Origin of the sequence: Streptomyces sp. NPDC060035 (assembly GCF_042736635.1) — a bacterium.
Classification (GTDB): domain Bacteria; phylum Actinomycetota; class Actinomycetes; order Streptomycetales; family Streptomycetaceae; genus Streptomyces.
The window spans coordinates 25,858-48,486 of record NZ_JBHWVO010000018.1 but is presented as its reverse complement, the minus strand read 5'-3'; the positions used below and the strand labels follow the sequence as shown (position 1 = coordinate 48,486).

At 70.2% G+C, this 22,629-nt stretch carries 27 protein-coding genes; 10 read left to right on the top strand and 17 right to left on the bottom strand.

What is annotated here, in order from left to right; genetic code table 11:
• Positions 1-5: 5 nt before the first annotated feature.
• From ACFWBQ_RS25995 to ACFWBQ_RS25965, 7 genes are read right to left on the bottom strand one after another with little or no spacing between them, the layout of a single operon-like run.
• Positions 6-359 carry a gas vesicle protein gene (locus tag ACFWBQ_RS25995; protein ID WP_385497660.1) on the bottom strand — a complete coding sequence of 118 codons (354 nt, stop codon included), beginning with the start codon at positions 357-359 and terminating at the stop codon, positions 6-8.
• Positions 352-1,479: an SRPBCC family protein gene (locus ACFWBQ_RS25990; protein WP_385497658.1), complete on the bottom strand. Its 1,128-nt coding sequence runs from the start codon at positions 1,477-1,479 to the stop codon at positions 352-354. The genes ACFWBQ_RS25995 and ACFWBQ_RS25990 overlap by 8 nt, the downstream gene beginning before the upstream one ends.
• A gap of 6 nt (positions 1,480-1,485) precedes the next feature.
• On the bottom strand, positions 1,486-2,418 hold the full coding sequence (locus ACFWBQ_RS25985; protein ID WP_385497654.1) for a histone protein: 933 nt from the start codon (positions 2,416-2,418) through the stop codon (positions 1,486-1,488).
• Between the two features lie 7 nt (positions 2,419-2,425).
• A complete protein-coding gene (locus tag ACFWBQ_RS25980; RefSeq protein WP_385497650.1) occupies positions 2,426-2,680 on the bottom strand; it encodes a gas vesicle protein GvpG in 255 nt (84 codons plus the stop codon).
• 1 nt (position 2,681) lies between these two features.
• Entirely contained in the window at positions 2,682-3,440 is a 759-nt protein-coding gene (locus ACFWBQ_RS25975; RefSeq protein WP_385497644.1) for a GvpL/GvpF family gas vesicle protein, read from the bottom strand.
• The gene (gene gvpJ, locus ACFWBQ_RS25970) at positions 3,437-3,892 is read right to left on the bottom strand and encodes a gas vesicle protein GvpJ (RefSeq protein ID WP_385497640.1); all 456 of its coding nucleotides are present in this window, start codon (positions 3,890-3,892) and stop codon (positions 3,437-3,439) included. Before gvpJ ends, ACFWBQ_RS25975 begins: the two co-directional genes overlap by 4 nt.
• 33 nt (positions 3,893-3,925) lie before the next feature.
• Positions 3,926-4,246, bottom strand: coding sequence for a gas vesicle protein (locus ACFWBQ_RS25965; protein WP_385497629.1), 321 nt, complete (start codon positions 4,244-4,246; stop codon positions 3,926-3,928).
• A 125-nt stretch (positions 4,247-4,371) separates the two neighbouring features.
• Between ACFWBQ_RS25965 and ACFWBQ_RS25960 the strand changes: the two genes are divergently transcribed.
• Together ACFWBQ_RS25960 and ACFWBQ_RS25955 are read left to right on the top strand one after the other, a co-directional pair.
• Positions 4,372-4,815 (top strand): hypothetical protein, encoded by a 444-nt coding sequence (locus ACFWBQ_RS25960; RefSeq protein ID WP_385497624.1) that lies wholly within the window; start codon positions 4,372-4,374, stop codon positions 4,813-4,815.
• 2 nt (positions 4,816-4,817) lie between these two features.
• Positions 4,818-5,840: a PHP domain-containing protein gene (locus ACFWBQ_RS25955; protein ID WP_385497616.1), complete on the top strand. Its 1,023-nt coding sequence runs from the start codon at positions 4,818-4,820 to the stop codon at positions 5,838-5,840.
• Positions 5,841-5,848: 8 nt separating this feature from the next.
• Here ACFWBQ_RS25955 and ACFWBQ_RS25950 read toward each other — a convergent pair whose 3' ends face one another.
• Entirely contained in the window at positions 5,849-7,153 is a 1,305-nt protein-coding gene (locus ACFWBQ_RS25950) for a PP2C family protein-serine/threonine phosphatase (protein WP_385497607.1), read from the bottom strand.
• A 219-nt stretch (positions 7,154-7,372) separates the two neighbouring features.
• Between ACFWBQ_RS25950 and ACFWBQ_RS25945 the strand changes: the two genes are divergently transcribed.
• The 5 genes from ACFWBQ_RS25945 (at position 7,373) to ACFWBQ_RS25925 (ending at position 11,754) form a co-directional block, all read left to right on the top strand.
• A complete protein-coding gene (locus ACFWBQ_RS25945; RefSeq protein WP_385497598.1) occupies positions 7,373-8,335 on the top strand; it encodes an iron-containing redox enzyme family protein in 963 nt (320 codons plus the stop codon).
• A gap of 90 nt (positions 8,336-8,425) precedes the next feature.
• Positions 8,426-9,112, top strand: a complete 687-nt coding sequence (locus ACFWBQ_RS25940) for a HemK2/MTQ2 family protein methyltransferase (RefSeq protein WP_385497588.1) — start codon at positions 8,426-8,428, stop codon at positions 9,110-9,112.
• A complete protein-coding gene (locus tag ACFWBQ_RS25935; RefSeq protein ID WP_385497581.1) occupies positions 9,096-9,332 on the top strand; it encodes a CDGSH iron-sulfur domain-containing protein in 237 nt (78 codons plus the stop codon). Before ACFWBQ_RS25940 ends, ACFWBQ_RS25935 begins: the two co-directional genes overlap by 17 nt.
• Before the next feature lie 363 nt (positions 9,333-9,695).
• A complete protein-coding gene (locus tag ACFWBQ_RS25930; protein WP_385497576.1) occupies positions 9,696-10,133 on the top strand; it encodes an SRPBCC family protein in 438 nt (145 codons plus the stop codon).
• Positions 10,134-10,137: 4 nt separating this feature from the next.
• Positions 10,138-11,754, top strand: coding sequence for a phytoene desaturase family protein (locus ACFWBQ_RS25925; protein ID WP_385497569.1), 1,617 nt, complete (start codon positions 10,138-10,140; stop codon positions 11,752-11,754).
• A 7-nt stretch (positions 11,755-11,761) separates the two neighbouring features.
• Here ACFWBQ_RS25925 and ACFWBQ_RS25920 read toward each other — a convergent pair whose 3' ends face one another.
• Complete coding sequence (locus ACFWBQ_RS25920; RefSeq protein ID WP_385497563.1) at positions 11,762-13,000, bottom strand: aromatic acid exporter family protein; 1,239 nt, start codon at positions 12,998-13,000, stop codon at positions 11,762-11,764.
• Positions 13,001-13,128: 128 nt separating this feature from the next.
• On the opposite strand from ACFWBQ_RS25920, the gene ACFWBQ_RS25915 reads away from it, so the two are divergent.
• Positions 13,129-13,347 (top strand): hypothetical protein, encoded by a 219-nt coding sequence (locus ACFWBQ_RS25915; protein ID WP_385497557.1) that lies wholly within the window; start codon positions 13,129-13,131, stop codon positions 13,345-13,347.
• Positions 13,344-13,985, top strand: a complete 642-nt coding sequence (locus ACFWBQ_RS25910) for an endonuclease (protein ID WP_385497551.1) — start codon at positions 13,344-13,346, stop codon at positions 13,983-13,985. The genes ACFWBQ_RS25915 and ACFWBQ_RS25910 overlap by 4 nt, the downstream gene beginning before the upstream one ends.
• Before the next feature lie 13 nt (positions 13,986-13,998).
• Here the strand turns inward: ACFWBQ_RS25910 and ACFWBQ_RS25905 are convergent, their stop codons facing one another.
• The 7 genes from ACFWBQ_RS25905 to ACFWBQ_RS25875 all read right to left on the bottom strand — a co-directional run bounded on the left by ACFWBQ_RS25905 (position 13,999) and on the right by ACFWBQ_RS25875 (position 20,239).
• Positions 13,999-14,748, bottom strand: a complete 750-nt coding sequence (locus ACFWBQ_RS25905) for a hypothetical protein (protein ID WP_385497539.1) — start codon at positions 14,746-14,748, stop codon at positions 13,999-14,001.
• A gap of 80 nt (positions 14,749-14,828) precedes the next feature.
• Positions 14,829-15,023, bottom strand: a complete 195-nt coding sequence (locus ACFWBQ_RS25900; RefSeq protein WP_385497533.1) for a hypothetical protein — start codon at positions 15,021-15,023, stop codon at positions 14,829-14,831.
• Positions 15,024-15,160: 137 nt separating this feature from the next.
• Entirely contained in the window at positions 15,161-16,051 is an 891-nt protein-coding gene (locus ACFWBQ_RS25895; RefSeq protein WP_385497530.1) for a phosphatidylinositol-specific phospholipase C/glycerophosphodiester phosphodiesterase family protein, read from the bottom strand.
• 212 nt (positions 16,052-16,263) lie between these two features.
• The gene (locus ACFWBQ_RS25890; protein ID WP_385497527.1) at positions 16,264-17,385 is read right to left on the bottom strand and encodes an acyl-CoA dehydrogenase family protein; all 1,122 of its coding nucleotides are present in this window, start codon (positions 17,383-17,385) and stop codon (positions 16,264-16,266) included.
• Positions 17,382-18,572: an acyl-CoA dehydrogenase family protein gene (locus ACFWBQ_RS25885; protein WP_385497523.1), complete on the bottom strand. Its 1,191-nt coding sequence runs from the start codon at positions 18,570-18,572 to the stop codon at positions 17,382-17,384. Before ACFWBQ_RS25885 ends, ACFWBQ_RS25890 begins: the two co-directional genes overlap by 4 nt.
• On the bottom strand, positions 18,569-19,537 hold the full coding sequence (locus tag ACFWBQ_RS25880; RefSeq protein WP_385497518.1) for an NADPH:quinone oxidoreductase family protein: 969 nt from the start codon (positions 19,535-19,537) through the stop codon (positions 18,569-18,571). Before ACFWBQ_RS25880 ends, ACFWBQ_RS25885 begins: the two co-directional genes overlap by 4 nt.
• Positions 19,538-19,639: 102 nt before the next feature.
• Entirely contained in the window at positions 19,640-20,239 is a 600-nt protein-coding gene (locus ACFWBQ_RS25875) for a helix-turn-helix domain-containing protein (protein WP_385497511.1), read from the bottom strand.
• A gap of 390 nt (positions 20,240-20,629) precedes the next feature.
• Between ACFWBQ_RS25875 and ACFWBQ_RS25870 the strand changes: the two genes are divergently transcribed.
• The gene (locus ACFWBQ_RS25870; protein WP_385497502.1) at positions 20,630-21,202 is read left to right on the top strand and encodes a rhodanese-like domain-containing protein; all 573 of its coding nucleotides are present in this window, start codon (positions 20,630-20,632) and stop codon (positions 21,200-21,202) included.
• A gap of 13 nt (positions 21,203-21,215) precedes the next feature.
• On the opposite strand, the gene ACFWBQ_RS25865 is transcribed toward ACFWBQ_RS25870, so the two are convergent.
• A complete protein-coding gene (locus ACFWBQ_RS25865; protein ID WP_385497497.1) occupies positions 21,216-22,514 on the bottom strand; it encodes an alpha/beta fold hydrolase in 1,299 nt (432 codons plus the stop codon).
• Positions 22,515-22,629: the final 115 nt, after the last annotated feature.

Below are 22,629 nucleotides of genomic sequence, written 5' to 3'. Positions count from 1 at the left end.
CTTGCTCAGTGCTTGGCCGCTACTTCTTGCCTCGCCGGTACGTCGTCCGCCTTCGACTCGAGCGCTTCGAGCCGTTCGCGAAGTTCGCGGTTCTCGTCCTGGAGCGCGTTGCGGGCTGCGTGCGAACTCAGGGCCGGATCCGTCTCCCACCAGTCGATCCCTGCCTTCTTCGCGGTGTCCACGGACGCCACGAACAGACGGAGCCGGATGGTGAGCAGCTCGATGTCGAGCAGGTCGATCTTGATGTCGCCGGCGATGACGATGCCCTTGTCGAGAACGCGTTCGAGGATGTCGGCGAGGTTGGTCGTCTGAGGTCCGGGGACCTGGTATCCGCTCTGGACGAGGTCGCCGTCATTCACTGCTGCGCCTCCGGCCTCGGCGCTTCTTGGGTGCGGGGGCTTCCTCCTCGGGCTCCTCTTCCTCTTCTTCCTCTTCTTCCTCCTCGGGCTCCTCTTCCTCCTCCTCTTCCTCCTCCTCGGGCTCCTCTTCCTCTTCTTCCTCCTCGGGCTCCTCTTCCTCTTCTTCCTCCTCGGGCTCCTCTTCCTCCTCTTCCTCCTCGGGCTCCTCTTCCTCCTCTTCCTCCTCGGGCTCGCCGTCTTCTTCGTCTTCCCCGGCTTCCTCGTCCTCCTCGGGCTCCTCCTCCTCGGATTCGGCTTCCTCTCGCTCCATTGCGTCCTCGTGGGTCTCCACGACTTCGCCGTCGCGAATCTCACCGCGCCAGCCCTCGGGCTCTTCCTCGGTGAGCGTGACGTACCGCTGGAAGTGCTTGAAGTCCAGCCTCATACGGCGCCCCTGGGCCCGCCACAGGTTGCCCGTCTTCTCGAAGAAGCCCGAGGGGTAGTACTCCACGACCAGCACGATCCGTGTCAGGGTCGGCGCGATTTCGTGGAAGCTGACAACGCCCCGGGTGGTGCCTTTCGCGCCTTCGGAGGTCCAGACGATCCGGTCGTCCGGTACCTGTTCCTGAACGGTCGCCTTGAAGCTGCGGGAGGACGGACCGACCTTGACCTTCCAGTCGCTGGTCATCTCGTCACTCGTCGAGACGTCGCGCACGCCCTTGGCGAAACTGCTGAACTGGTCGTACTGCGTCCAGTAGTCATACGCATCGCGCAGCGGCACACCCACATCGAGGACCTCGATGATGCTCGTGATCTTGCCGCCGCTGGACTTGCGCTTTTTCTTTCCTCCGCCGAACACGTCCTTGGCCTTGTCCACGACGTTGTCCTTGACGCCTTTGGCCTTCTCCGAGACGAAAGCCTTCACCGGCGATTCACCCTGCAGGACGCGGGAGCCGATGGCGGGCAGCGAGCCCCCGTTCTCCGCGATGTTCGTGAGCTGACCTGTGACGTCGGTCAGTTTGCCGCCGGCCTTCTCCGCGAGTTTTTCCACCTGCGCGCTGAGGAAGTTCGACGCCTCTTCGCGAAGCCGGCCCATGCCCGACTCCGCGGCCTCCGGTTCGTCTCTGTCCGTCCTGGCCATGACTGACTACCTCCGCCGTTCGGTGCGCTTGGACGCGGCTCGCTTGGATGACGTGGTCTTCTTGGCCGAGGACTTCTTCGCAGGAGCCGACTTCTTCGGCGCCTTCGCCCCCGCCCCGGACTTCTTGCTCGGGGGCGCCTTCTTCGCGGCGGTCTTCCTGGCAGGAGTGGTCTTCTTCGCCGCCGTCTTCTTCGATGGCGTCCTCTTGGCGGGGGCCTTCTTCGCAGGAGCCTTTTTCGCAGGAGCCTTCTTCGCCGCGGCCTTTTTCGCAGGAGCCTTCTTCGCCGCGGCCTTCTTCGCAGGAGCCTTCTTCGCCGCGGCCTTCTTGGCGGGAGCCTTCTTGGCAGGCGCCTTCTTGGCAGGCGCCGGCTTCGAGGACTTCCGGGAGCCGCGTGACCGGCTCGGCTTCGGCTCCTCTTCCTCCTCCTCTTCCTCCTCTTCCTCCTCTTCCCCTTCGCCGTCCTCCTCCTCGTACTCGTCCTCGTACTCGTCCGGCTCCTCCTCGTCCTCGATGTCCTCCTCTTCTTCGTCCTCGTACTCCCCCTCGGGCTCGTCCTCTTCGTACTCGCCCTCGTACTCGCCGTCCTCCTCCGGCTCCCCCTCGTACCCTTCCTCTTCTTCGCCTCGGTCCGCGAGCCGTGCCGTTCGATCACTCAGCGCATCGGCCAACGAGCTCATGCCGCGGTCCGCGGCCGCCGTCAGAGCCTTTCGGCCCGACTCGAGGACCTCGCCCTTCAGCTGCTCCTGCAGCTCGGCGAATTGGGGCACCTCCCCCAGCCTGCGCATTCCTTCGGCGGCGAGCTGGCGTGGTTCAAGACCGAACCGTCTGCCCGCCAGATAGGTCGCGATGGTGATCGCCAGACGGCCCTTCTTCGTACGGCCGAGCACATATCCGCCGACCACTGCGGCAGCCAGAGTCACCTTGGTCTGGTCTTCCATGAGTCAGTCACCTTCGATCGTTTCGCACGGAGCGGGCCCGAGCGACGTGCAGCCGTTCGAGCAGCTCTTCCTCTTCCCGTTCGAACTCCTCCAGGCTGACGTTGCCGCGCTCGAACTCCTCGTTCAGCGCCGCCAGCTGGGCCCGGAGCACCCCGGGGTCGTACATCTCACGGTCGGCTGCGTCGTTCACCTTCTCCGCCACCCAGATCACGCCGCGGACAGGAGCGAGGGGAAGCAGGAGGATGCCGCTGATCAGCCCCATCTCAGCTCCCTGCCACCGGTGTCCGGGCGGGCTGAGAAGAGACGAAGCTGTAGCAGGGCAGCGGTCCGGCAATCCGGAGTTCGACGTGTGCGCGGTGGGTGTCTGCGAACGCCTGCGCCTCTGTCCGGAAGCGGTCGCTGTCGCGCCGGTCGATGAGGAACGACACGTTCAGCGCGCATCCGTGGACCTCCGGCCCGGCTGCCACGGCCCGGGCCATGGGCGTCAGCGTGCGCAGAATCTTCTTGCCGGCGTCCGCGGCCCTGCGCGAGAGGGCAGTCGCAACGGCCTCACCCAGTCGGACACTTGCCTCGTAGCCGGGCCGCCTGCGCACTTCGTCGCGCAGTCGGCGAACCTGACTCTCCTCGGCCACGACCGCCGCGAGTGCGTCCCGGGCCGGGAGAGCCTTGAGGTTGATCTCGACGCCTTCGGAGAGGTGCCGCAGGGTGGCAAGGTGGCTCTCCTGCGCTCCGGCCAGCTCTCTGCGCACCGTGTCCTCGTCCGCTGCGATCATTCCGAAGCGCATGGGCAGTACCGGGCCTCTGTCCGTGAGACGCATCAGGATGTCCTGGTGTGCCATGAGGTCCCGGCGCCGCGCCCGGAGCTGCGGGGGCGCATCGCTCACCACAGCGGTGACCGGCCCCTGGGCGATCAGCCGCAGCGCGGCCGGCGGGTTCCCCACGCCGACGGATTTCCGCGGAAGCGGTTCACCCGTCGGGACGATTGCGTAGACGTACACGCCGGTGGTCTGTGTCACGCTCATGCCTCCACGCGGCGTCGTCGGCTCGCACCGTCACGGGCGGGCGCCCGGCGCTTCCTGGGCCGCTCGTGCTGCTCTTCCTGTTCGTCCGACTCGTCGTCGTCGCCACCGCCCACCGCCTTGCGGACGCCTTCACCGACGGACTCCGCGGCCCTGCGCACCTTGCGCTTGCCGACGGCCTTGGCCGCGCCGCCGCCGAACAGCTCGGGGACGGTCGTACTGCCCGAGTCACGCTCCAGGTCCAGGCGGTTGCACGCCTCGGCGAAGCGCAGGTATGTGTCCACGCTCGCGATCACGATGCGCGCGTCTATCTTGAGGATCTCGATGCCGACCAGCGAGACCCGGATGAACACATCGATGACCATGCCCCGGTCGAGGATGAGTTCCAGGACGTCGTACAGGGTTCCTGCACGCGGCGGGCACGGCAGGACTTCGTCGGCGTACATGGTGGTCATGGAGTTTCCTTCCGGCTGATGGGGCAACACGGGTCACTCGTCGGCGGCGCCCCGTCGGTACCGGCGGACCCTGCTGTACTCCAGGAGCTCGCCGTCCTCGTCCAACTGCACCTCGTAGGAGGCGAGCAGGCTCGTGGTGTCGGGGATGCGCTCGACCTCGAGCACATCCACCACGACGCACCACCCGTCCGCGCTCCGCCGCACGGCGGATACCCCCTCCGAGGGGTGGTCGATGAGCCTCTCCAGGCTCTGGCAGGCAGCACGGGCGACGTGCTCCGGGCCTCGCCGGGGCGAGGCGCGCGGGGTTGTCGCCTTCTTCGCCTGCCCGGTACGGGTGCGTTGTTTCTCTGCCATGAGATCCAGTCTGCTGACAGAAGAGCTCCGCGCATCTCGGGCGGCACGCGCATGACGGTGCGGCCCTCACCCCTTCGGCCCGCCGGCAGAACGCAGTCGGGCCGAAGAGGTGCACAGTCGTAGTCATGCGTGAGACACGTGATGAGAGCGGACTCGATGCCGGTCACAAGCGCCCGCCGGGAGTCGGAGACACCACCGTGGAGGCGCTCGGGGCATTGACGGAGGCACTGGAGGCGGTGGAACGGGCCCGGGGCCATCTCTACGGGTTCCATCAGCTGACGGGCGGCGCCGATCTGGCCCTGGACCGAGTGGTGGAGCTGCTCCGCCAGGCGGGGCACTCGGAGCAGGCCGACCTGGTGGAGCACGAGATCCTGGGCCGCAATGTGATCCCGGGCTGCTGGACCTACCAGGTCGTCGAGGCGTACAACACGGCCTACTACCGGCCGTTCGTGGAGGTCGAGGCCCGGGTGCGGCAGGATCTCGTGGCGGGGCGGCAGCATTTGTACGAGGCAGAGATGAAGGAAGCCCGCAGGACCCGCGGGCACCCCGACCACACCGCAAGGCCCTGACCGTGGAGGCGTCCACGGCCCTGCGGCGGATCGCGTTCCTGTTGGAGCGGTCCCAGGCGGCCACGTACCGGGTGAAGGCCTTCCGCACGGCTGCCCATGCAGTCGCGGCCCTCAGTGGGGACGAGCTCGCGGACCGGGTGGCGCAGGGCTCCCTGGAGTCGGTGCGGGGAATCGGCCCCCGGACGGCGGAAGTGATCCGGGAGTCACTGACCGGTGCGACGCCCCGGTACCTGGAGAGGCTGGAGGAAGATGCCTCGGAGCCGCTCGCCCAGGGGGGTGAGGCCTTGCTCGCGGCACTCCGTGGTGACTGTCATACACACTCGGACTGGTCCGACGGGGGAAGCCCCATCGAGGAGATGGGCAGGGCGGCGGCGGAACTGGGCCACGAGTGGTCCGTGCTCACTGACCACTCCCCCAGGCTGACCGTGGCCCATGGACTGTCGCCGGAGCGTCTTCGCCGTCAGCTGGACGTGGTGGCGGAGCTCAACGAGAAGTGGGCGCCCTTTCGTCTGCTCACCGGAATCGAGTGCGACATCCTCGCCGACGGCTCCCTCGACCAGGAGCCCGAGCTGCTGGAGCGCCTCGACGTGGTGGTCGTCTCGGTCCACTCGAAGCTGCGCATGGGTGCGGCTGCGATGACGAAGCGCCTGCTCGCTGCTGTCCGCGATCCGCACGCGGATGTGCTCGGGCACTGCACGGGGCGGCTCGTCGGCGGACGGACCCGCCCCGAGTCGGAGTTCGATGCCGCCGAGGTCTTCGCGGCGTGTGAGGAAGCGGGGACGGCTGTCGAGATCAACTGCCGGCCCGAACGGCTCGATCCCCCACGCCCCCTGCTCAGGCGGGCGGTCGCTGCCGGGGTTCTCTTCTCCATCGATACGGACGCCCACGCGCCGGGCCAGCTGGACTGGCAGATCTACGGCTGTGCGCGGGCGGAGGAGTGCGGGGTCCCGGCAGAGCGTGTCATCACCTCGTGGACCGCGGACCGGCTGCTGGAGTGGACTCGGGAGAAGGCTGCGGCCGGCTGACCGCGCCGTCACTTCGCGGTGGCCGTGGCGGGGCCCAGCGCGGGCGCGGCGACACGGACCGCGATCAGGGCGACGTCGTCCGTGCCTGCCGTCGCGAGTCCGTTGAGCAGCTCGTCGCAGAAGGTCTCCAGGGGCTCGCGCGCGAGCGCGGCGGCGTGCTGGCGCAGTCGGGCCAGGCCCCGGTCCAGCACTTCGTCACGGCGCTCGACGAGGCCGTCGGTGTAGAGCAGGAGGGTCGAGTTCGCGGGGAGCACATCCGTGGCGTCCGGGCGGTGTTCGTCCGGGTCGACGCCCAGCATCATGCTTCTTCCGCCGTCGAGGAAGCGGGTCTCGCCCTCCCTGGTCACCAGGAGCGGTGCGGGGTGGCCGGCCACGGCGTAGTGCAGCTGCCACGGCCCGTCGGGGAGGGGTTTCTCGACCAGGGCGTAGATGCACGTCAGCGTCTGGTGGGGGTAGAGGATGTGGGTGGCGGCGTCCAGCCGCGCCAGGATCTTGCCGGGCGGCTCCTTCCGGTCACAGGCGATGCCCCGCAGCATGTTGCGCATCTGGCTCATGGTCACCGCGGAGCGCAGGTCGTGGCCCGCCACATCCCCGATGATCAGCGCGGTGGCGCCCTCGGCCAGCAGGAACGCGTCGTACCAGTCGCCACCGACCTGAGCCGTCGCGACCGCCGACTGGTACCGGGCGGCGAGCTCCACGGGTCCCTCGGTCGGCAGGTCGGGCAGGAGTGAGCGTTGCAGGCGTTCGGCGGTGTGCTGGGCCTCGAAGTGCAGGCGTGAGTTGTCGACGGCCAGGCCGACCCGGTGGGCCAGGTCCTCGACGAGGGAGAGCACGTCCTCGTCGAGCCGGGCCTCGCTCGTGGTCCGTACGAGCGTGATGACGCCCAGCACCTGACGGCGCGCCCGCAGCGGAGCGATCACAGCGGTGTCGGCCGTCATGCGGTCGAAGAGTTCGAGCTCGCGCGCGTGCAGTGGGTCGACGGCCCGGCGCGGCGGGAGGAATTCCGTCAGGAGTATCGGGCCGGCACCCCGCAGGGCCCGTGCCACTGCCGCGGCGGAGCCCTCGGTCGGCGGGAGGAGCCCCTCGTACAGGCCTGGCGACAGCCGGTCGGCGTCGCGGTGCGCGACGACGATCCTGCGCAGTCGGCCCCGCCGGTCCAGCAGGTCGACGGCGCACCAGTCGGCGAGTCCGGGGACGAGCGTGTGGCACAGCCGGCGCAGGCCGGTCTCCTCGTCCAGGGTGCTGGCCAGCGCCTCCGCCGCGTTGATCAGCAGCGTCAGCCGGTCCAGTGCGAACTGGACCTCTCGGTCCACTTCGAATGCGTCGTCACCATCCGCCGGATCACGAGGGGGGTGACCCCGGTCAGCGCACATGCGTGCTCCTTCGAGCGCGACGGGTGTTCCCGCCTCTTCCTCGATTGTCTGCCAGGTCGGCGGGCCCGGCACGCACCGAAAGGCCCCGGCCGGACCTCCGGCGTACAGTCGATCACGATGCCTGTGTGGTTTCCGTGGATAACAGGGCAGGAGGGGCCCATGCCCGATCAACGCACTGGACCTTCTCTTCCACGAACGCGCGGCCCGGTGTCCGCGGCCGTGGTGGGTTTTCTGCGCGGCGACCCGGCCCTGCCGGAGCCCGGCGCCGCCCGGGACACCGACCCGTACGGGGATGATCTGCATCTGGCTCTGTACGTCTGTTACGAACTGCACTACCGGGGTTTCGCCGGGGTGCGACCGGAGCTGGAGTGGGATCCGGGCCTGCTCACCGTCCGCGCCGAGCTGGAGGAACGTTTCCTCACAGCGCTGCGCCGTGACGCCACGGGAACGGCGGATCTGGACGACGTACTGGCCGGCCTGCTGGTGGAACCGGTCCACGGGACCGGGCTCTCGTGGTTTCTGCAGGACCGGGGCGAACTGCGGCACATGCGGGCCTATGCGGTGCAGCGCTCCCTCTACCACCTCAAGGAGGCCGACCCGCACGCCTGGGTGCTGCCACGGCTGAGCGGACGGGCCAAGGCAGGCATGGCGGCGATCGAGTACGACGAGTTCGGAGGCGGACGCGCGGATCGCGTCCACGCACAGCTCTTCGCCGACCTGATGACCGATCTGGGCCTCGACAGCACCTACGGCCGCTATCTCGACGACGGCTGCACGGAGATGCTGGCTCTGGTGAACCTGATGTCGCTCTTCGGCCTGCACCGCCGGCTGCGCGGGGCGCTGGTGGGGCATTTCGCCGCTGTCGAGATCACCTCCTCACCCGCTTCCCGGCGTCTGGCCCGTGCCATGAAACGAACGGGGGCGGGGCCCGCGGCGGAGTTCTTCTACACCGAACATGTCGAGGCCGACGCGGTCCACGAGCAGGTGGTGCGCCGCGACGTCATCGGCGGGCTGCTCGAGGACGAACCGGGGCTGGCGGCCGACATCGCCTTCGGTGTCACCGCGACCTCCTGTCTGGAGGACCGGCTCGGGAACCGGCTGCTGGAGGAGTGGCAGGTCTGACCCAACTGCTCACACCGCTCCGTTCGCACGGAGTCGTTGCGCCACGGAGCCATGTCACCGAGTCGCCTTCACGGAGTCAAGGAGTCCTGGATGTCCGCAGAACTGACCGAGAAACCAGCCCGCGCGGCCCGGCTGCTGACGCTCCCCGGCGTGTACGCGCCGCAGCACGACACACGCCTCCTCATGGCGGCGCTGGACCGGGAGGAGATAGGCCCCGGTACCGACGTCCTGGACCTCGCTACGGGCAGCGGTGCACTCGCCCTGTACGCAGCACAGCTGGGGGCGCGGGTGACAGCCGTGGACATCGCGCGGCGGGCCGTGATGACCGCGCGGCTGAACGCACTGCTGCACCGTCGGCGCATCACCGTGCAGCGCAGTGACCTCCTGTCCGCGCTGCCCGGCAGGTCCTACGACCTGGTGATCTGCAATCCGCCGTACGTGCCGTCCCCCATCGGCCGGCTGCCGGGGCACGGTGCCGCGCGGGCCTGGGACGCCGGGTACGACGGGCGCGCGGTCCTCGACCGTGTCTGCACCGCGGCTCCGGCCGCGCTGCGTCCCGGAGGCCTCCTGCTGATGGTCCACTCCGGCCTGTGCGACAGCGACGCGACCCTGCGCCGTCTGTCGGACGCCGGTCTGCACGCGCGTGTCAGTGACCGCGCACGCGTACCGCTCGGGCCCGTGCTGCGGTCCAGACTCCGGTGGTTGAGGGAGTCGGGCCTGGTGGGCGGTAGCGAAACGACCGAGGAACTGGTGGTCATCCGTGCCGAACACCCCTGAACATCCCCGCAGGATCTGCCTCGACGACGAAGGCCCTCTGCTGATCGAAGGACCCGTGCAGTTCACGTGTGCAGACGGCCGTGTGGCTGTGTCGGACCGGTTCGTCGTCGCCGTGTGCACCTGTCGGCGGAGCCGGATGTATCCGTGGTGCGACACCAGCCATCGGCGTCGCACGAACCGTGAGGAGAACACCGATGCCGAGCGGGGCCGCACGTCCTAAGGACCCCACGACCGCACACCCGCGGCCCGACATTCCCGACCAGCACCAGGAAACCCCGGGGTGGACGGGACCGATGGACCCGCCCCCCGATCACGGTGAGGGTCACCGGAGCACGGCCTGCTCCAGGACCGGGGCCGTGGTCACCGGGGGTGACTCCGGAATCGGACACGAACGAGGAAGCCACCAGGTGAACCGGGACGCGGCTGATCTGCTGTCCCGACACGAGCCCGTTCACCCGTATGGAGCAGGGCCGCCTCTGACGCGGCGGCTGCCGGCCCCCGTCACGCCGAGCCGGACCGGGCGGGCCGTCCTACGCTGAGGGTGCGGGTGGGCCGATAGCACCGCCAGAAACTGGAGGAGCTCATGGCTGTACGGCACAAACTGATCAGGAGGAGCGCGGACGCGGTCTGGGCCGTCCTGTCCGACGGAGAGCGCTACGACCGGTGGGTGGTCGGCACAGCCGACTCCCGTCCCGCGAAGGGCCGGTGGCCGCACGTCGGTTCCACCATCGCGTACCGGGTCAGGATCGGCCCCTTCGATCTAAACAACGAGACGGTCGTGCGCCGGTGCGAACCGCCGAGGATCCTGGAACTCGAAGTGGACAGCGGGCATCTGGGTACCGCGAGGGTCGCCTTCGATGTCCGCCCGTGGGGCGACGACACCCTGTTGATCGTCGACGAACATCCTCTGCGGGGCGCGGGCGCCGTGCTGCACAACGTGGCCTTCGACGCGGTGATCCAGCTACGCCACCGGGCCATGCTCAACCGGTTGGCCAAGCTCTGCGAACACGGGGAGAGCTGAGACCGTGCCGGATGCCGTGGTGATCGGAGCCGGCCCCAACGGGCTGGTGGCGGGCAACCTCCTGGCCGACGCCGGCTGGACGGTGGAGGTGCTCGAGGCACAGAGCGAACCGGGCGGGGCCGTACGGCATGACCGTGGCGTCGACCCCGCGTACATCAGCGACGTCTTCAGCGCGTTCTATCCGCTGGCCGCCGCATCACCCGTGTTTTCCGGACTCCGGCTCCACGAGTACGGGTTGCGGTGGAGCCACGCACCGCGGGTGCTGGCCCATCCTCTTGCCGACGGCCGCTGCGCCGTGCTCGGCCGGACCGTCGAGGAGACCGCGGAGGGGCTGGACACCTTCGCCCCCGGGGACGGCGCCTCGTGGTGTGCGCAGTACGAGGTGTGGGAGAAGCTTCGGCGCCCGCTGCTCGACGCGCTGTTCACACCCTTCCCGCCGGTCCGGGCCGGTGCCCGGCTGGCCGCCTCGGTGCGCGCTGCGGGAGGCCTGCGACTGGCCCGGACCATGCTGCTGCCGGTGCGGCGGCTGGGTGAGGAGGAGTTCCGCGGGGAGGGCGGACGGCTGCTGCTCGCGGGCAACGCCCTGCATGCCGACCTGGCTCCGGAGGCCGCGGGCAGCGGAGGTTTCGGCTGGCTGATGACGATGCTCGGACAGATGTACGGTTTCCCTGCCCCGGTCGGCGGCTCCGGTGCACTGACGTCCGCCCTCGTCGGACGGCTGGAGAGCCGGGGTGGGACGGTGCGCTGCGGCGAACGGGTCACCGGGGTCACCGTGCGCGGGGGCCGCGCCGTGGCCGTACGTACCGCCGGCGGTGAGAGTGTCACCGCCCGGCGCGCCGTGCTGGCGGATGTCTCCGCACCCGCACTGTACGGCGAACTCGTCGACGCCCGGCATCTTCCCTCTCAGCTGCTCGACGATCTGCGGCGCTTCCAGTGGGACTTCGCCACCTTCAAGGTCGACTGGGCGCTCGACGGACCGGTGCCCTGGGACGCCGCAGCCGCTTCCACCGCCGGCACCGTCCATCTCGCGGACGGGGTGGACGGGCTAACCCGCTTCGCCGCGCAGATCGCGATGGGCCAGGTCCCCGACCGGCCCTTCGTGCTGTTCGGCCAGATGACCACCACCGATCCCACCCGTTCGCCGGCGGGCACCGAGTCCGCCTGGGCCTACACCCACGTGCCCCGCCGCATCCGGGGTGACGCGGGGGACGGCGGCCTGACCGGGGCCTGGGACCGACGGGAGGAGGAGACCATGGCGGACCGGGTGGAGGAGCAGGTCGAGCGTGTCGCCCCCGGGTTCCGGGGCCGTATCAAGGCCCGTCGCGTCCTCTCCCCCACCACGCTGGAGAACCTCGACGCCAATCTCCGGGGCGGTGCGATCAACAGCGGTACCACCGCTCTGCACCAGCAGCTGGTCCTCCGGCCGACCCCGGGAGCCGGCCGTCCCGAGACCCCGGTGAAGGGTCTGTACCTCGCCTCCGCCGGAGCGCACCCCGGCGGGGGTGTTCACGGAGCTCCCGGTGCCAACGCGGCACGCGCGGCTCTGCGCGGTCACCGCAGGGGCGTCGTCGCGCGCCTTCAGTACGCTCTCGCGCGTCCGCCCGAGCACTCCTCGCCCTGACGTCCCCTCAGGCCTGTGCCCGCGGCCTGGACTGCGTCGCCCCGCGCAGCCGGCGGAGCACCGTCTGGATACGGGGGTGACGCTCGTGCATTTCCGCCGAGTGACGGTCGAGCTCTTCACCGAGGCGTTCCGTGCGCTTGTCGATGTCGAGTTCGTCGAGGATCCGGTCGACCTCGGCGAGCAGGGCTCCGTGCAGCTGCCATTGTCTGGGATGCTCCTGAACATCCTCCAGGAGCAGATCGGCCACCCGGTCGCGGGTCGCGCGACTACGGCTGAGCGCTTCGGCGAGGCGTTCCTCGGCCTCCTCCCCGCTGGCGGCGATCGGTGTCGTGATCATCACCGCGAAGCCCTCGATCGCGTCCGCCATGTGTCCGAACAACTCCCGCAGGAATACGGCCACGTCCTCCGGGAAGAGCGCCTCGTCCGTGCGCGCCTTGGCCAGGTCGGTCAGGGTACGCGTCAGTACACGCAGCACCACAGCGCAGATCTCCAGAGTGTCGAGTCCCGTGCGCAGGACCACGCGGTACAGCAGCCCCTGCCGTACACGGGGGTTGAGCATCAGGCTCTCCTCGGCCTGCCGCAGCGAGGCGTCCACCTCCACGATGTCGTGGTCCAGCCGGCGGGCTTCGTGCAGGCGGGCGGCGGCCTCCGGCACGGGGTGGTTGCCACCGATCTCCTCGCCCAGGGCCCGGAACATGGTTCCCATCCGCGCCCCCAGGCCGCCGATGGAGACGCCCGCCGTCTCGACCCAGACGGGCGGTGCGAACAGGAGATTGAACAGGAGCCCGACCCCTGCGCCGATGAGCGTCTCGAACACCCGCTCCCAGGCGGTGTCGGCGACCTGTGCGACGCCGAGGACGAGCATCGCGCTGATCGCCACCTCCGGCACGAACTCGTTCACTTTGACGAAGCGCCCGATCAGCAGCGAAGTGAAGATCGTCAACCCCAGAGTCCACCAGCTCAGCCCCACCAGGGAACTGAACCCGCTGGCGATCAGCACGCCGACGACGACCGAGTTCACCCGTCGGATCCCCGTGGTGAGCGTGGCGTAGAGCGTCACCTGCACCACGAGCAGAGCCGTGAGAGGAGCGGTCAGGGGCGCTGGATGCGGGTCGGGCAGAGCCCACTGGGCCACGGCGAAGGCGATGACGGCCGCAGCGGTGGACCGCAGCAACTGGGCCGCGGCAGGCTCGGTGGTGCGTTGCACGAGTTTGATGACGGGCGCGGGCGCAGTTACTCCAGGCATTCCTTGACGGTGCCCCGAACCGGGGTGCCGCAGCGCTTCACAGATCAGGCAGACTCCGTACGGACGCACCCCTGTGCACCTCCAGCACCTGCGATGCGGGCCGGGCGGTGCGGAGGGATGGTGGAGGTATGGCTATCTCACACACTCCCCCGATCCCCATGGCACCCGCGCGCTCGCTCACGTCCCCGGGTGAAACGCCTCCGGGCGAAGGCTGCATCAGCGAGGCACACGTCGAGCGTCCGGACGGCGGCATCTGGGAGCATCCCGCCTTCTGGGCCGCGGTGGTGCTGCTCGGCTCAGCCGTGGTCGCCGGGTACTTCATCGCGCGCATCTTCGGATTCACATGAGTGACCGCGCAACGCTGGACGCGCTGCTGGAGATGCACGGCACCACGTACGCGGACGAGGCGGGCATCCGGCTGCGCGACACCCCTCAGCCTCTGTACCAGCTCCTCGTGCTGAGCGACTTGCTGAGCGCCCGTATCCGCGCCTCCGTGGCCGTGGCCGCCGCCCGGGCGCTGTACGCGCACGGGATGCGCACCCCGCACCGGATGGCCGACGCGACATGGCAGCAACGCGTCGACGCGTTGGGCGAGGGCGGGTACCGCCGGTACGACGAGCGGACGGCGACCCAGCTGGGGGACGGCGCCGTCCTGCTGCTCAACGCGTACAGAGGGGATCTGCGTAGCCTCCGCCGGGACGCCGATGGTGACACCGGCGCACTCCGCAGCGCGCTGCAGCGCTTCCCCGGAATGGGTCCCACGGGCGCGGACATCTTCCTGCGCGAGGTGCAGACGGTGTGGCCGGAGGCGGCCCCCTACCTCGACGCGAAGGCGCTTCAGGGCGCCCAGCATCTGGGCCTGCCCACCTCGCCGGCGGGACTGACACGGATGGTGAAGGGCCGGGATCCCGCGGTGCTCGCCGCAGCTTTGGTGCGGACCGCTCTGGACAAGGACGTCGCGGCCTCGGTCCGCTCCGCGGCCTGAACACCCACGCGCTTCAGCGAGGCGGCCGCGGCTTGCCCGGCTTGGACGAGCGGCCGTCGAGGAGCGCACGTCTGATCTGGGCAGCGGTCTCCCTCGCATGGGCGGAGGTCGCCGTGCGGTCGGCCACAGAAGTGACGAATCGGTGCGTGGGGCGCAGGCACTGTCCGCACGGCGTGTCGGTGGTGACGAGGTAACCGTCCTCACACTTCGGGTTCGTGCAGTGGCCCGGACTCAGCAGCGCCTCGGCGACCTCCTGCGCGGTCCAGCGGCGCCGGCCGTCCTCGTCCTTCTCCTGGAGGGCGTGCGCCCAGCGGACGTTCCACCGGCGCTCGAGGCGGTCCAGCAGCTGGTCGGGGGTCCGCCGGGCGAGTTCCCGGTGGATCAGTTCGTGGACGGACTGCGGGGTCCGGTGACCGAGCGCCTGGACCAGCGGTTGCGGGAGGGCCTGCAGGATGTACGTCACCGGGTCGGCGCCCGCCCGCTCGCGCCACTTCCGGCATACGCAGGGGCCCTCGAGAGGCAGCTGTCGCTGGCACCGGCCGCACATACCCCGGCACTCGGCACAGAGCCCGTCGTCGAGCCCGTCCAGATGGGGAGCGGGAGCGCGGCCGCAGTCACGGCAGCAGGCGGCGCAGAGGCCGCAGAGGCGTTCGTCGCCCAGCTTCGTTGCCCACTGCCGCTGCTGGCAGCGGCAGCAGAGAGCCGTATTGCAGTATTCGTGGTGGGCGGCGCCCGATTGCCGTCCGGGTGGCGGAAATGACATTGCTGCGTTCCCTCACTGGTCCGGTGCGGCGCTCTGCCACGTTCAGTCGCCATTCTCCCGCACCCGGACCGTGCGCGTGGTCAGGGCTTCAGACCGCTGACCACATCCGCCGTGGCCGCGATCCCCTCGTGAATGGTGGGCGCCATGCTCGTACCTGCGAGGAAGAAGCCGAGCAGGGCGCAGACGATCGCGTGCGAGACCTTGAGTCCGCCGTTGCGCAGGAAGATCACTGCAAGGATCAGCAGGAGCAGCACCAGTGAGATCGAAATGGCCATGGCCAACCTCCTCCGCCGCGCCGGAATTGCGGCATTCGGCCGCCAGTGTGGCGCAGCGGAGGAGCCATCCGGTGGACTGGCGTGTCCGCCGAACGGGTGTTGACGCACGGTGACCGGAGCCGCTTGCCGCGATGCGGTCAGCGGTTGCTGCGGCCGTCCCGGTCACGGTGGCGGAGAAACGCCTCGAGCCCCGCCAGATCGTCGGTGTTCAGATGGTCGACGCCTGCGGCGAGCAGCTCCGTCCATACGGCGTCGCGCTCCGGCCCCGCCACATCGGGCGTGGCCCAGAATCGGACCCGCTGACCGTTTGCACGGGCGGCGGAGACAAGGGTGCGGAGTCTGTCCCGCTCGGCGGCGGGGAAGGGGCCGGTGCCCAGCCAGCTGAAGCTCTGGGTCCAGTTGCTGCTGATGAGCGGAATGAAGGAGGCAGGGGCGGCGGTCCCCAGATCGTCGAGCCGGCCGTCGTAGAAGGCGTAACGCGTGCGCTGCGCCTCCATCGGTACGCGAGCGGCGCGGTCGCCCGAGATGACGGGCGTCACCGCACCGGTACGGACCCGGCCGAGGCTGAAGCGGGTCAGGATCTGCCGGTAGCGCCGGAGCACCTTGTCGAGTGCGAGGTAGGTGGCGGCGCCGTCGGTCTTGATATCGATCAGCAGCTGCAGCGGTGTGCGGTACCCGGAGTGCACCGACCCGTGGTTCGCCCTGACCCGGGCCAGCAACGGGTCGAGGTAGAGCGAGGTGAGGGTGCGGGTGGGATCGAGGCTGCTCGCCTCGTGGGCGACGAGCAGTTCGCCGTCGACGAGGAAGATGTCCGCCTCGACGCTGGTGAACCCGTGCGCGAGCGCGTCATGGAGGGGACGCGTGTGCAGGTAGTCGTTGTGCGCGTGGGCATGGGCCAGCGGGCGCGGGCCACGGGGGCGGCCGGTGACGGCCGGCGCCGCGGTTGCCGACTGGGCGGGAATGAAGGCGCCTGCGGCGACGGTAGCCAGGCCGGTGGTGACGACTCTGCGGCGGGTCAGGTGTGCCATGGGGTCTCCCTGAAGCGGTGGAGCGGGCAGAGCGGGCGGGTGGACGCGACGAGTATGGAGCCGCGACCCACTCGAAGGGCAGGTACCTGCCAAGAGTTGGACCCGTCGTCGTCCGTCCGTCGACTGCGCTGCGTCTGCTGTTACCCAGGTGACCGGGGCAGGCATGACGGAGCGGGGGGTACGTGAGCACGTACCCCCCGCTCCTGGCGGCCCTACGGTGCGGGCAGCTCCACCAGCTCGGCGACGGCCTCGCGGTGGCGCCCTGCCGTGCCGTACGCGATCGAGTCGGCCTTCGCCCGCTTCAGGTAGAGGTGCGCCGGGTGCTCCCAGGTCATACCGATCCCGCCGTGCAGTTGGACGCACTCCTCCGCGGCGTGCACCGCGACCTTCGAGCAGTACGCCTGGGCCACGGCCACCGCGAGCGGTGCGTCCGGGCTGCCTGCCGCCAGCGCGTCCGCGGCGTTGCGGGCAGCTGCCCGCGCGGAGACGACCTCCAGCCAGAGCTGGGCCATCCGGTGCTTGAGCGACTGGAACGAGCCCACCGGCCGGTTGAACTGGTGACGTTCGCGGGTGTGACGGACCGTTTCGGTCAGGCACCACTCGGCGAGGCCGAGCTGCTCGGAAGCGAGGAGTCCGGCTCCGGACAGCAGCCCCTTCTCCACGGCGAGGGCCCCGGGCCCGGCCTCGGCGAGATGGATGCCCGTAGCCCCGGCGAGGGTGACCGTGGACAGTGGACGAGTGAGGTCGAGCGGCACGAGCGACTCGACGCCGACGCCCTCCCCTCCCCTGTCGACGGCGTACAGACCCCCGGCGGTGGGCACCAGCAGCACATCGGCCACCGCTGCCTCGGCAACACCGGCGACGGTCCGCTCGAGGGTGCCGGTCATCGCCGCGGCGGCATCGGCGGCGGGCGTGGCGAACGGCAGGGCGAGGACGGCGACCTTGCGGCCCGCCGCCAGCTCGCCGAGCAGTTCACCGACCGGGCCGTCCTGCGTTCCGAGCGCGAGGAGGATCTCCGTGGCGACGACGGCGCTGGTCAGATACGGAGCCGGGGCGACGCTGCGGCCGAGCTCCTCCAGGACCACGGCGGCCTCGCGGTGAGAGGCTCCCTGTCCGCCGAGCTTCTCCGGCACCAGCAGTCCCGCTGCCCCGATGCCGGCGGCGAGCGATTCCCACAGCCGCAGGTCGTACGGCGTGTCGGACTCGATAGCTGCGATCACCGTCGGCGCGTCGGCCCGGTCGGCGAGCAGCGAGCGCACCGCGGACCTCAAGTCCTCCTCGGTCTCCGAATAGAGCAGGTCGGGAGCGTGGGCTGCTTCGGTCTGTGCGGTCATCGGGAGAGATCCTTCCAGGCGACATCCTTGTCGTTGCGCGGTTCGACGGGCAGACCGAGGACGCGCTCGGCGACGATGTTGAGCAGGACCTCGCTCGTGCCGCCCTCGATGGAGTTGCCCTTGGAGCGCAGATACCGGTAACCGGCGTCGCGTCCGGTGAAGTCGACGAGCTCCGGGCGGCGCATGGTCCAGTCGCTGTACAACAGGCCCTCGTCACCGAGCAGTTCGACTTCGAGCCCGCTGATCTCCTGGTTGAGGCGGGCGAACGCGAGCTTCATGCCGGATCCTTCGGGGCCCGGCTGCCCGGCGACGAGCTGCTGGCGCAGCCGCTCACCGGTGAGCCTGGCGACCTCGGCCTCGACCCAGAGCGTGACGAGTCGCTGATGGAGATCGTGGGTGCGCAGCTCGGGGCGTTCGCGCCAGGTCCCCGCGACCGTGCCGATCATGCCGCCCTCGCGCGGGATACGGGCTCCGCCGATCGAGACGCGCTCGTTCATCAGGGTGGTCTGGGCAACCTTCCAGCCGTCGCCGACCGGGCCGAGACGCCTGCTGTCCGGGATGCGTACCCCGGTGAGGAAGACCTCGTTGAACTCCGCCTCGCCGGTGATCTGACGCAGCGGCCGGACCTCGACACCGGGGTCGGTCATGTCGCAGATGAAGTAGCTGATGCCCCGGTGCTTGGGAACGTCCGGGTCGGTGCGGGCGATGAGGATCGCCCAGCGGGCCACATGGGCGCTGGACGTCCAGACCTTCTGCCCGTCGACCACCCAGTCCTCGCCGTCACGGACGGCGCGCGTGCCGAGGGCGGCCAGGTCGGATCCGGCGCCCGGCTCGCTGAAGAGCTGGCACCACACCTCCTCGCCGACCCACAGGGGGCGCAGGAAGCGCTGCTTCTGTTCGTCGGTGCCGTATCCGAGGATCGTCGGCGCGGCCATCCCGAGACCGATGCCGATGCGGCGCGGGTCGTTGTCGGGAGCCTGCGCGGCGGCGAGCTCGGCGTCGACGACGGGCTGCAGGGAGCGCGACGCGTCGAGGCCGCCGAGGCCGGCGGGGTAGTGCACCCACGCGAGACCGGCGTCGAAGCGTGCCTTGAGGAAGTCGGTACGGTCCGTTGTGGCCGGCGGGTACGCGGCGAGCAGTTCCTGCGTACGCCGGCGGATCTCCGCTGCGTCGACGGCGGTGGTCATCGGGCACCTCCTGCCGGCAGGACGACGATCCGGCCGGTACTCGTACCGTCGGCGACACGCTGGACGCCGCGCGCGGCGTCGGCCATCGGGAGCCGCTCGCTGACCAGGGGCTTGACGACTCCCTGCGCGGCGAGCTTGGTGAGCTCGTCGTGGCAGGCGCGGACCGCGGCCGGGTCCTTGGTGTTGTACAGACCCCAGTGGAGCCCGACGATCGAGTAGTTCTTCACCAGGGCGTGGTTGAGGCCCGGGGCCGGGATGGCGCCGCTCGCGAAGCCGACGACGACGACGCGGCCTTCGAAGGCGATGCACTTCACGGACTTGGCGTAGGCGTCGCCGCCGACGGGGTCGTAGACGACATCCGCGCCGCGTCCGCCGGTGGCTTCCTTCACCGCCGCGACAATGTCCTCGCTACGGCGGTCGATGACCAGGTCACAGCCGAGCCCACGGGCGATCGCGGCCTTCTCCGGTCCGCCGACGACGCCGATGACCGTGGCACCGGCCGCCTTGCCGAGCTGCACCGCGGCGCTGCCGACGCCGCCTGCCGCCGCGTGCACGAGCAGTGTCTCGCCCGCCTGCAGATGCGCTCGGCGGTGGAGTCCGAACCAGCCCGTCTGGTACCCGATGTGCAGGGCGGCCGCTTCGGCGTCGTCCAGGGCGTCGGGGGCGGGCAGCAGGGCAGCCTCGTCCGCGACGACGTAGTCGGCGAAGCCACCGTTCGGGAGGGCGGGGGTGGCGAGCACACGACGCCCGTCCTCCGTCTCCCCGCAGATCTCCACTCCCGGGGTGAACGGCAGCGGAGGCCGGACCTGGTACTGGCCGCGGCAGAGCAGCGCATCGGGGAAGTTGATGTTCGCCGCGCGCACCTCGAGCAGCACCTGCCCGGGGCCGGGACTGGGCCGGTCCGTCTCTTCGAGCTCCATCACCTCGCTCGGCTCGCCGTTCCGGTGCACTCGCCATGCCTGCATGAGGGGCCTCCACAACACTGTCGGCATTACCACTGCTCCGGCGCATACTAAGCGGTCGCTTGCCCGTCTGGGAACACCTCGCGCGAGTCGGTCCCGGACCGTTCATGACCGTTTCGGCTTGGCCCTGACGTGCATCCGCTCCCCCTGCGGCCCGAACAGACTGAGAAACTCGACCGGCTCGTCGCCCACGGGGCCGAACCAGTGCGGCAACCGGGTGTCGAACTCCGCCGCCTCTCCGGGCACCAGGACCAGGTCGTGCTCGGCGAGCTTGAGCCGCAGCTGCCCGTTGAGCACATAGAGCCACTCGTATCCCTCATGGGTGCGCTGCTCGGGCTCCTCCGTGCAGGGTGCCGCCTGAATGACCTTGTACGCCTGGAGACCGCCAGGCCGGCCGGTCAGCGGCAGGGAGGTCTTCGAGCCGTGCACGATCGGCTTCGCCCTGACCCGCGGATCACCGACCGGCGGGGCCCCGACGAGATCGTCGAGCGGCACCTCGTGGGCGCGGGCGATGGGGAGCAGCAGCTCCAGGCTGGGGCGCCGGCCGCCGGATTCGAGGCGGGACAGGGTGGACACGGAGATTCCGGTGGCCTCGGAGAGCGCGGCAAGCGTCACACTCCGGTCCTTGCGGAGCCGGCGCAGTCGGGGGCCGACTCCGGTGAGTACGGCGTCGAGTTCGGGGTCGTCCTGACTCTGTTCCTTCATGACCCCATTGCAGAATCAGCAAACGACTTTGTCAATCGCAGCGGAATTGGTCCCCGGAAAGCGCCACGACGGGCGTACGGTCCGGCGCCCACCACGCGCGAGGAACGATTTTGTCGGTCCCCGTCCCACGGCATCGGCCCTTGCTCGGTCCACACCGGGAAGAGCGGACCCCACTCCTGCGTTACACCGGGAGGCTCTCCACGGACGGCCGCGACCGCGCGCATTCCGGGATCGGATCGGGGCAGGGTGAGCAATGGGTGGCGCGCGCCCGACCCTGCCCGATCAGGTCGAGCCGCATCTGCCTGCGATACCCCGAGGGGTATTCTGACCAGCGGGGTGAGTGAGACGATGCCGCTCCCCCCCACCCCGGTGAACGAAAGGAACCCGCTCGTGACCAGTCCCGCCTCCCTCTCCCCCGCCCAGGCCGCAGCCCGGCTGGAGGAGTTCACCGTCATCGACGTGCGGGCGCCCGGTGAGTACGCCTCCGGGCATGTGCCCGGCGCTCTCAACATTCCGCTCGACCGGCTCGGCGAAGCGGTACCCGCACTCAAGTCCGCCTCGGCCCGCGGCTCCCTGCTGGTGGTGTGCGCCTCCGGTGTCCGTTCCACGAGGGCCTGCGAGGTCCTCGCCGGGGCCGACATCGAAGCCGTCACACTGACCGGCGGCACGTCCGCCTGGGCGGGCGACGGGCACGGCCTGGACCGCCCGGAGGGCGGCCGGGCCACCTGGCCGATGGAGCGCCAGGTGCGCCTCGCCGCCGGTTCCCTGGTGGTGGCCGGCCTGCTCGCGGGCAGGCGTTTCCCTGCGGCGCGCTGGCTGTCGGCGGGCATCGGCTCCGGCCTCGTCTTCTCCGCGGTGACCAACACCTGCGGCATGGCGGCGGCGCTGTCGAAGCTCCCGTACAACCGCGCCCCTCATGCCGCGGCCGACCTGAACGCGACCCTGGACGCCCTGCAGCGCTGACCTGCCCGCGGGGCTACCGGTCGCTCTCGCCCCGGACGAGTGCGAGCAGCCGGTCCAGGACGCGTGGTCCTCCGGCCCGCAGTCCGTCGTGCTCGAACTCACTGGTCACCCAGGTACGGAGGCCACGGATCGCGGCGGCCGTGCGCAGCGAGTGTTCCGTGTCCACGTACATGTCGTCGTGGTAGACCGCCGCGGCGACCGGCACCTCGTTGGCCGCGAGCCGCTCGGTGTCGTACAGGACGGGCCAGTCGGTTCGGGCGGCGAGCAGCTCGGCCGTCTCGCGCAGTGGACGCAGCGCGGGATCGACCTCGAAGTGCCAGGGGTGGATGCTCTCGCCGGTGAAGATCACGGGACCGTCGTCCCCCGACGCTGCGGCGTCGAACTGCGGGAATTCTGCGCGGACGCGTTCGGCGGCCCAGCCGGTCGGCCGCTGACCGTGCCCGTAGATCGCCTCGTGCATCAGGGCGTACAGCGGGTGGCCCGCGAACGAGGTGACCGTGCGCATGGCCTCCTGGAAGGTGTCGGAGAGTTCGGTGCCGTGCGGGCCGCCGACGAAGGCGTTCTCCAGGAGGTGGTGCAGTTGGTGGCTGCCGTTCCCGCCGCCCAGCAGGATGCCGAGGGACTGGAACCCTTCGGGTGTCAGACGGTGCCCGCCGCTCTCCGGGCGGTGCTCGGCGAGGTGGGCGGCAATCGCGCGGGCGCGGGAGATGTCCTGCGGGTAGCGGGCGTAGTGGGCCGCGACCTTCCGCTCGATCCGCGGATACGCGGCCCGGTAGACGTCATCGGCATGGGCGTCCAGGGAGGGCAGCCCGCCGGTGATCAGGACGGCCTTGAGCCCTTCCGGGGCGGCGGACAGGTACCGGACGGCACAGAAGCCCCCGAAGGACTGACCCAGAACGGTCCAGGGGGCACCGCCGGTGAGCCGGGGACGGATGAATTCGCAGTCCCGGACGATGCTGTCCGACCGGAAGTGCGCGAGGTAGTCGGCCTGCTCGCGGGGCCCCCCGCGCAGCGGGAGGGTCTGCCGGTTGGCCGGGGTGGAAAGGCCCGTGCCGCGCTGGTCCAGCAGCAGCACACGGAACTCCCGCACCGCCCGCCCCAGCCATGCCTCCGTGCCGATGAACCTGCGGGCACCGAAGCCGGGACCCCCCTCCAGATACACCAGCCAGGGCAGGTCCTCGTCGGACTTGGCGCTCGCCACGACCTCACGGCCGAAGATCTCGATCTTCTCGCCGCCGGGATCGTCGTGGTCGAGGGGGACCGTGAACCGACGGTCGGTGAGGACGAGGCCGGGGTGGCGATAGCTGTTCAAGGGTGCTCCTGGATCCGGTGTTTCCCGGACAGTTCAGCACATGACCGTTCCCCGTACGGCCCCGGCCCGTGTGCGCCGCGGTCCTGCGGCTTCTACCGTGCGCTCATGATCCGGT

Excerpts from the sequence above, each read along its gene's own strand:
- ACFWBQ_RS25990 (WP_385497658.1), bottom strand. The coding sequence starts at position 1,479 with ATGGCCAGGACGGACAGAGACGAACCGGAGGCCGCGGAGTCGGGCATG.
- ACFWBQ_RS25985 (WP_385497654.1), bottom strand. The coding sequence starts at position 2,418 with ATGGAAGACCAGACCAAGGTGACTCTGGCTGCCGCAGTGGTCGGCGGA.
- ACFWBQ_RS25980 (WP_385497650.1), bottom strand. The coding sequence starts at position 2,680 with ATGGGGCTGATCAGCGGCATCCTCCTGCTTCCCCTCGCTCCTGTCCGC.
- ACFWBQ_RS25975 (WP_385497644.1), bottom strand. The coding sequence starts at position 3,440 with ATGAGCGTGACACAGACCACCGGCGTGTACGTCTACGCAATCGTCCCG.
- gvpJ (WP_385497640.1), bottom strand. The coding sequence starts at position 3,892 with ATGACCACCATGTACGCCGACGAAGTCCTGCCGTGCCCGCCGCGTGCA.
- ACFWBQ_RS25965 (WP_385497629.1), bottom strand. The coding sequence starts at position 4,246 with ATGGCAGAGAAACAACGCACCCGTACCGGGCAGGCGAAGAAGGCGACA.
- ACFWBQ_RS25960 (WP_385497624.1), top strand. The coding sequence starts at position 4,372 with ATGCGTGAGACACGTGATGAGAGCGGACTCGATGCCGGTCACAAGCGC.
- ACFWBQ_RS25945 (WP_385497598.1), top strand. The coding sequence starts at position 7,373 with ATGCCCGATCAACGCACTGGACCTTCTCTTCCACGAACGCGCGGCCCG.
- ACFWBQ_RS25940 (WP_385497588.1), top strand. The coding sequence starts at position 8,426 with ATGTCCGCAGAACTGACCGAGAAACCAGCCCGCGCGGCCCGGCTGCTG.
- ACFWBQ_RS25930 (WP_385497576.1), top strand. The coding sequence starts at position 9,696 with ATGGCTGTACGGCACAAACTGATCAGGAGGAGCGCGGACGCGGTCTGG.
- ACFWBQ_RS25920 (WP_385497563.1), bottom strand. The coding sequence starts at position 13,000 with ATGCCTGGAGTAACTGCGCCCGCGCCCGTCATCAAACTCGTGCAACGC.
- ACFWBQ_RS25915 (WP_385497557.1), top strand. The coding sequence starts at position 13,129 with ATGGCTATCTCACACACTCCCCCGATCCCCATGGCACCCGCGCGCTCG.
- ACFWBQ_RS25910 (WP_385497551.1), top strand. The coding sequence starts at position 13,344 with ATGAGTGACCGCGCAACGCTGGACGCGCTGCTGGAGATGCACGGCACC.
- ACFWBQ_RS25905 (WP_385497539.1), bottom strand. The coding sequence starts at position 14,748 with ATGTCATTTCCGCCACCCGGACGGCAATCGGGCGCCGCCCACCACGAA.
- ACFWBQ_RS25900 (WP_385497533.1), bottom strand. The coding sequence starts at position 15,023 with ATGGCCATTTCGATCTCACTGGTGCTGCTCCTGCTGATCCTTGCAGTG.
- ACFWBQ_RS25895 (WP_385497530.1), bottom strand. The coding sequence starts at position 16,051 with ATGGCACACCTGACCCGCCGCAGAGTCGTCACCACCGGCCTGGCTACC.
- ACFWBQ_RS25890 (WP_385497527.1), bottom strand. The coding sequence starts at position 17,385 with ATGACCGCACAGACCGAAGCAGCCCACGCTCCCGACCTGCTCTATTCG.
- ACFWBQ_RS25885 (WP_385497523.1), bottom strand. The coding sequence starts at position 18,572 with ATGACCACCGCCGTCGACGCAGCGGAGATCCGCCGGCGTACGCAGGAA.
- ACFWBQ_RS25880 (WP_385497518.1), bottom strand. The coding sequence starts at position 19,537 with ATGCAGGCATGGCGAGTGCACCGGAACGGCGAGCCGAGCGAGGTGATG.
- ACFWBQ_RS25875 (WP_385497511.1), bottom strand. The coding sequence starts at position 20,239 with ATGAAGGAACAGAGTCAGGACGACCCCGAACTCGACGCCGTACTCACC.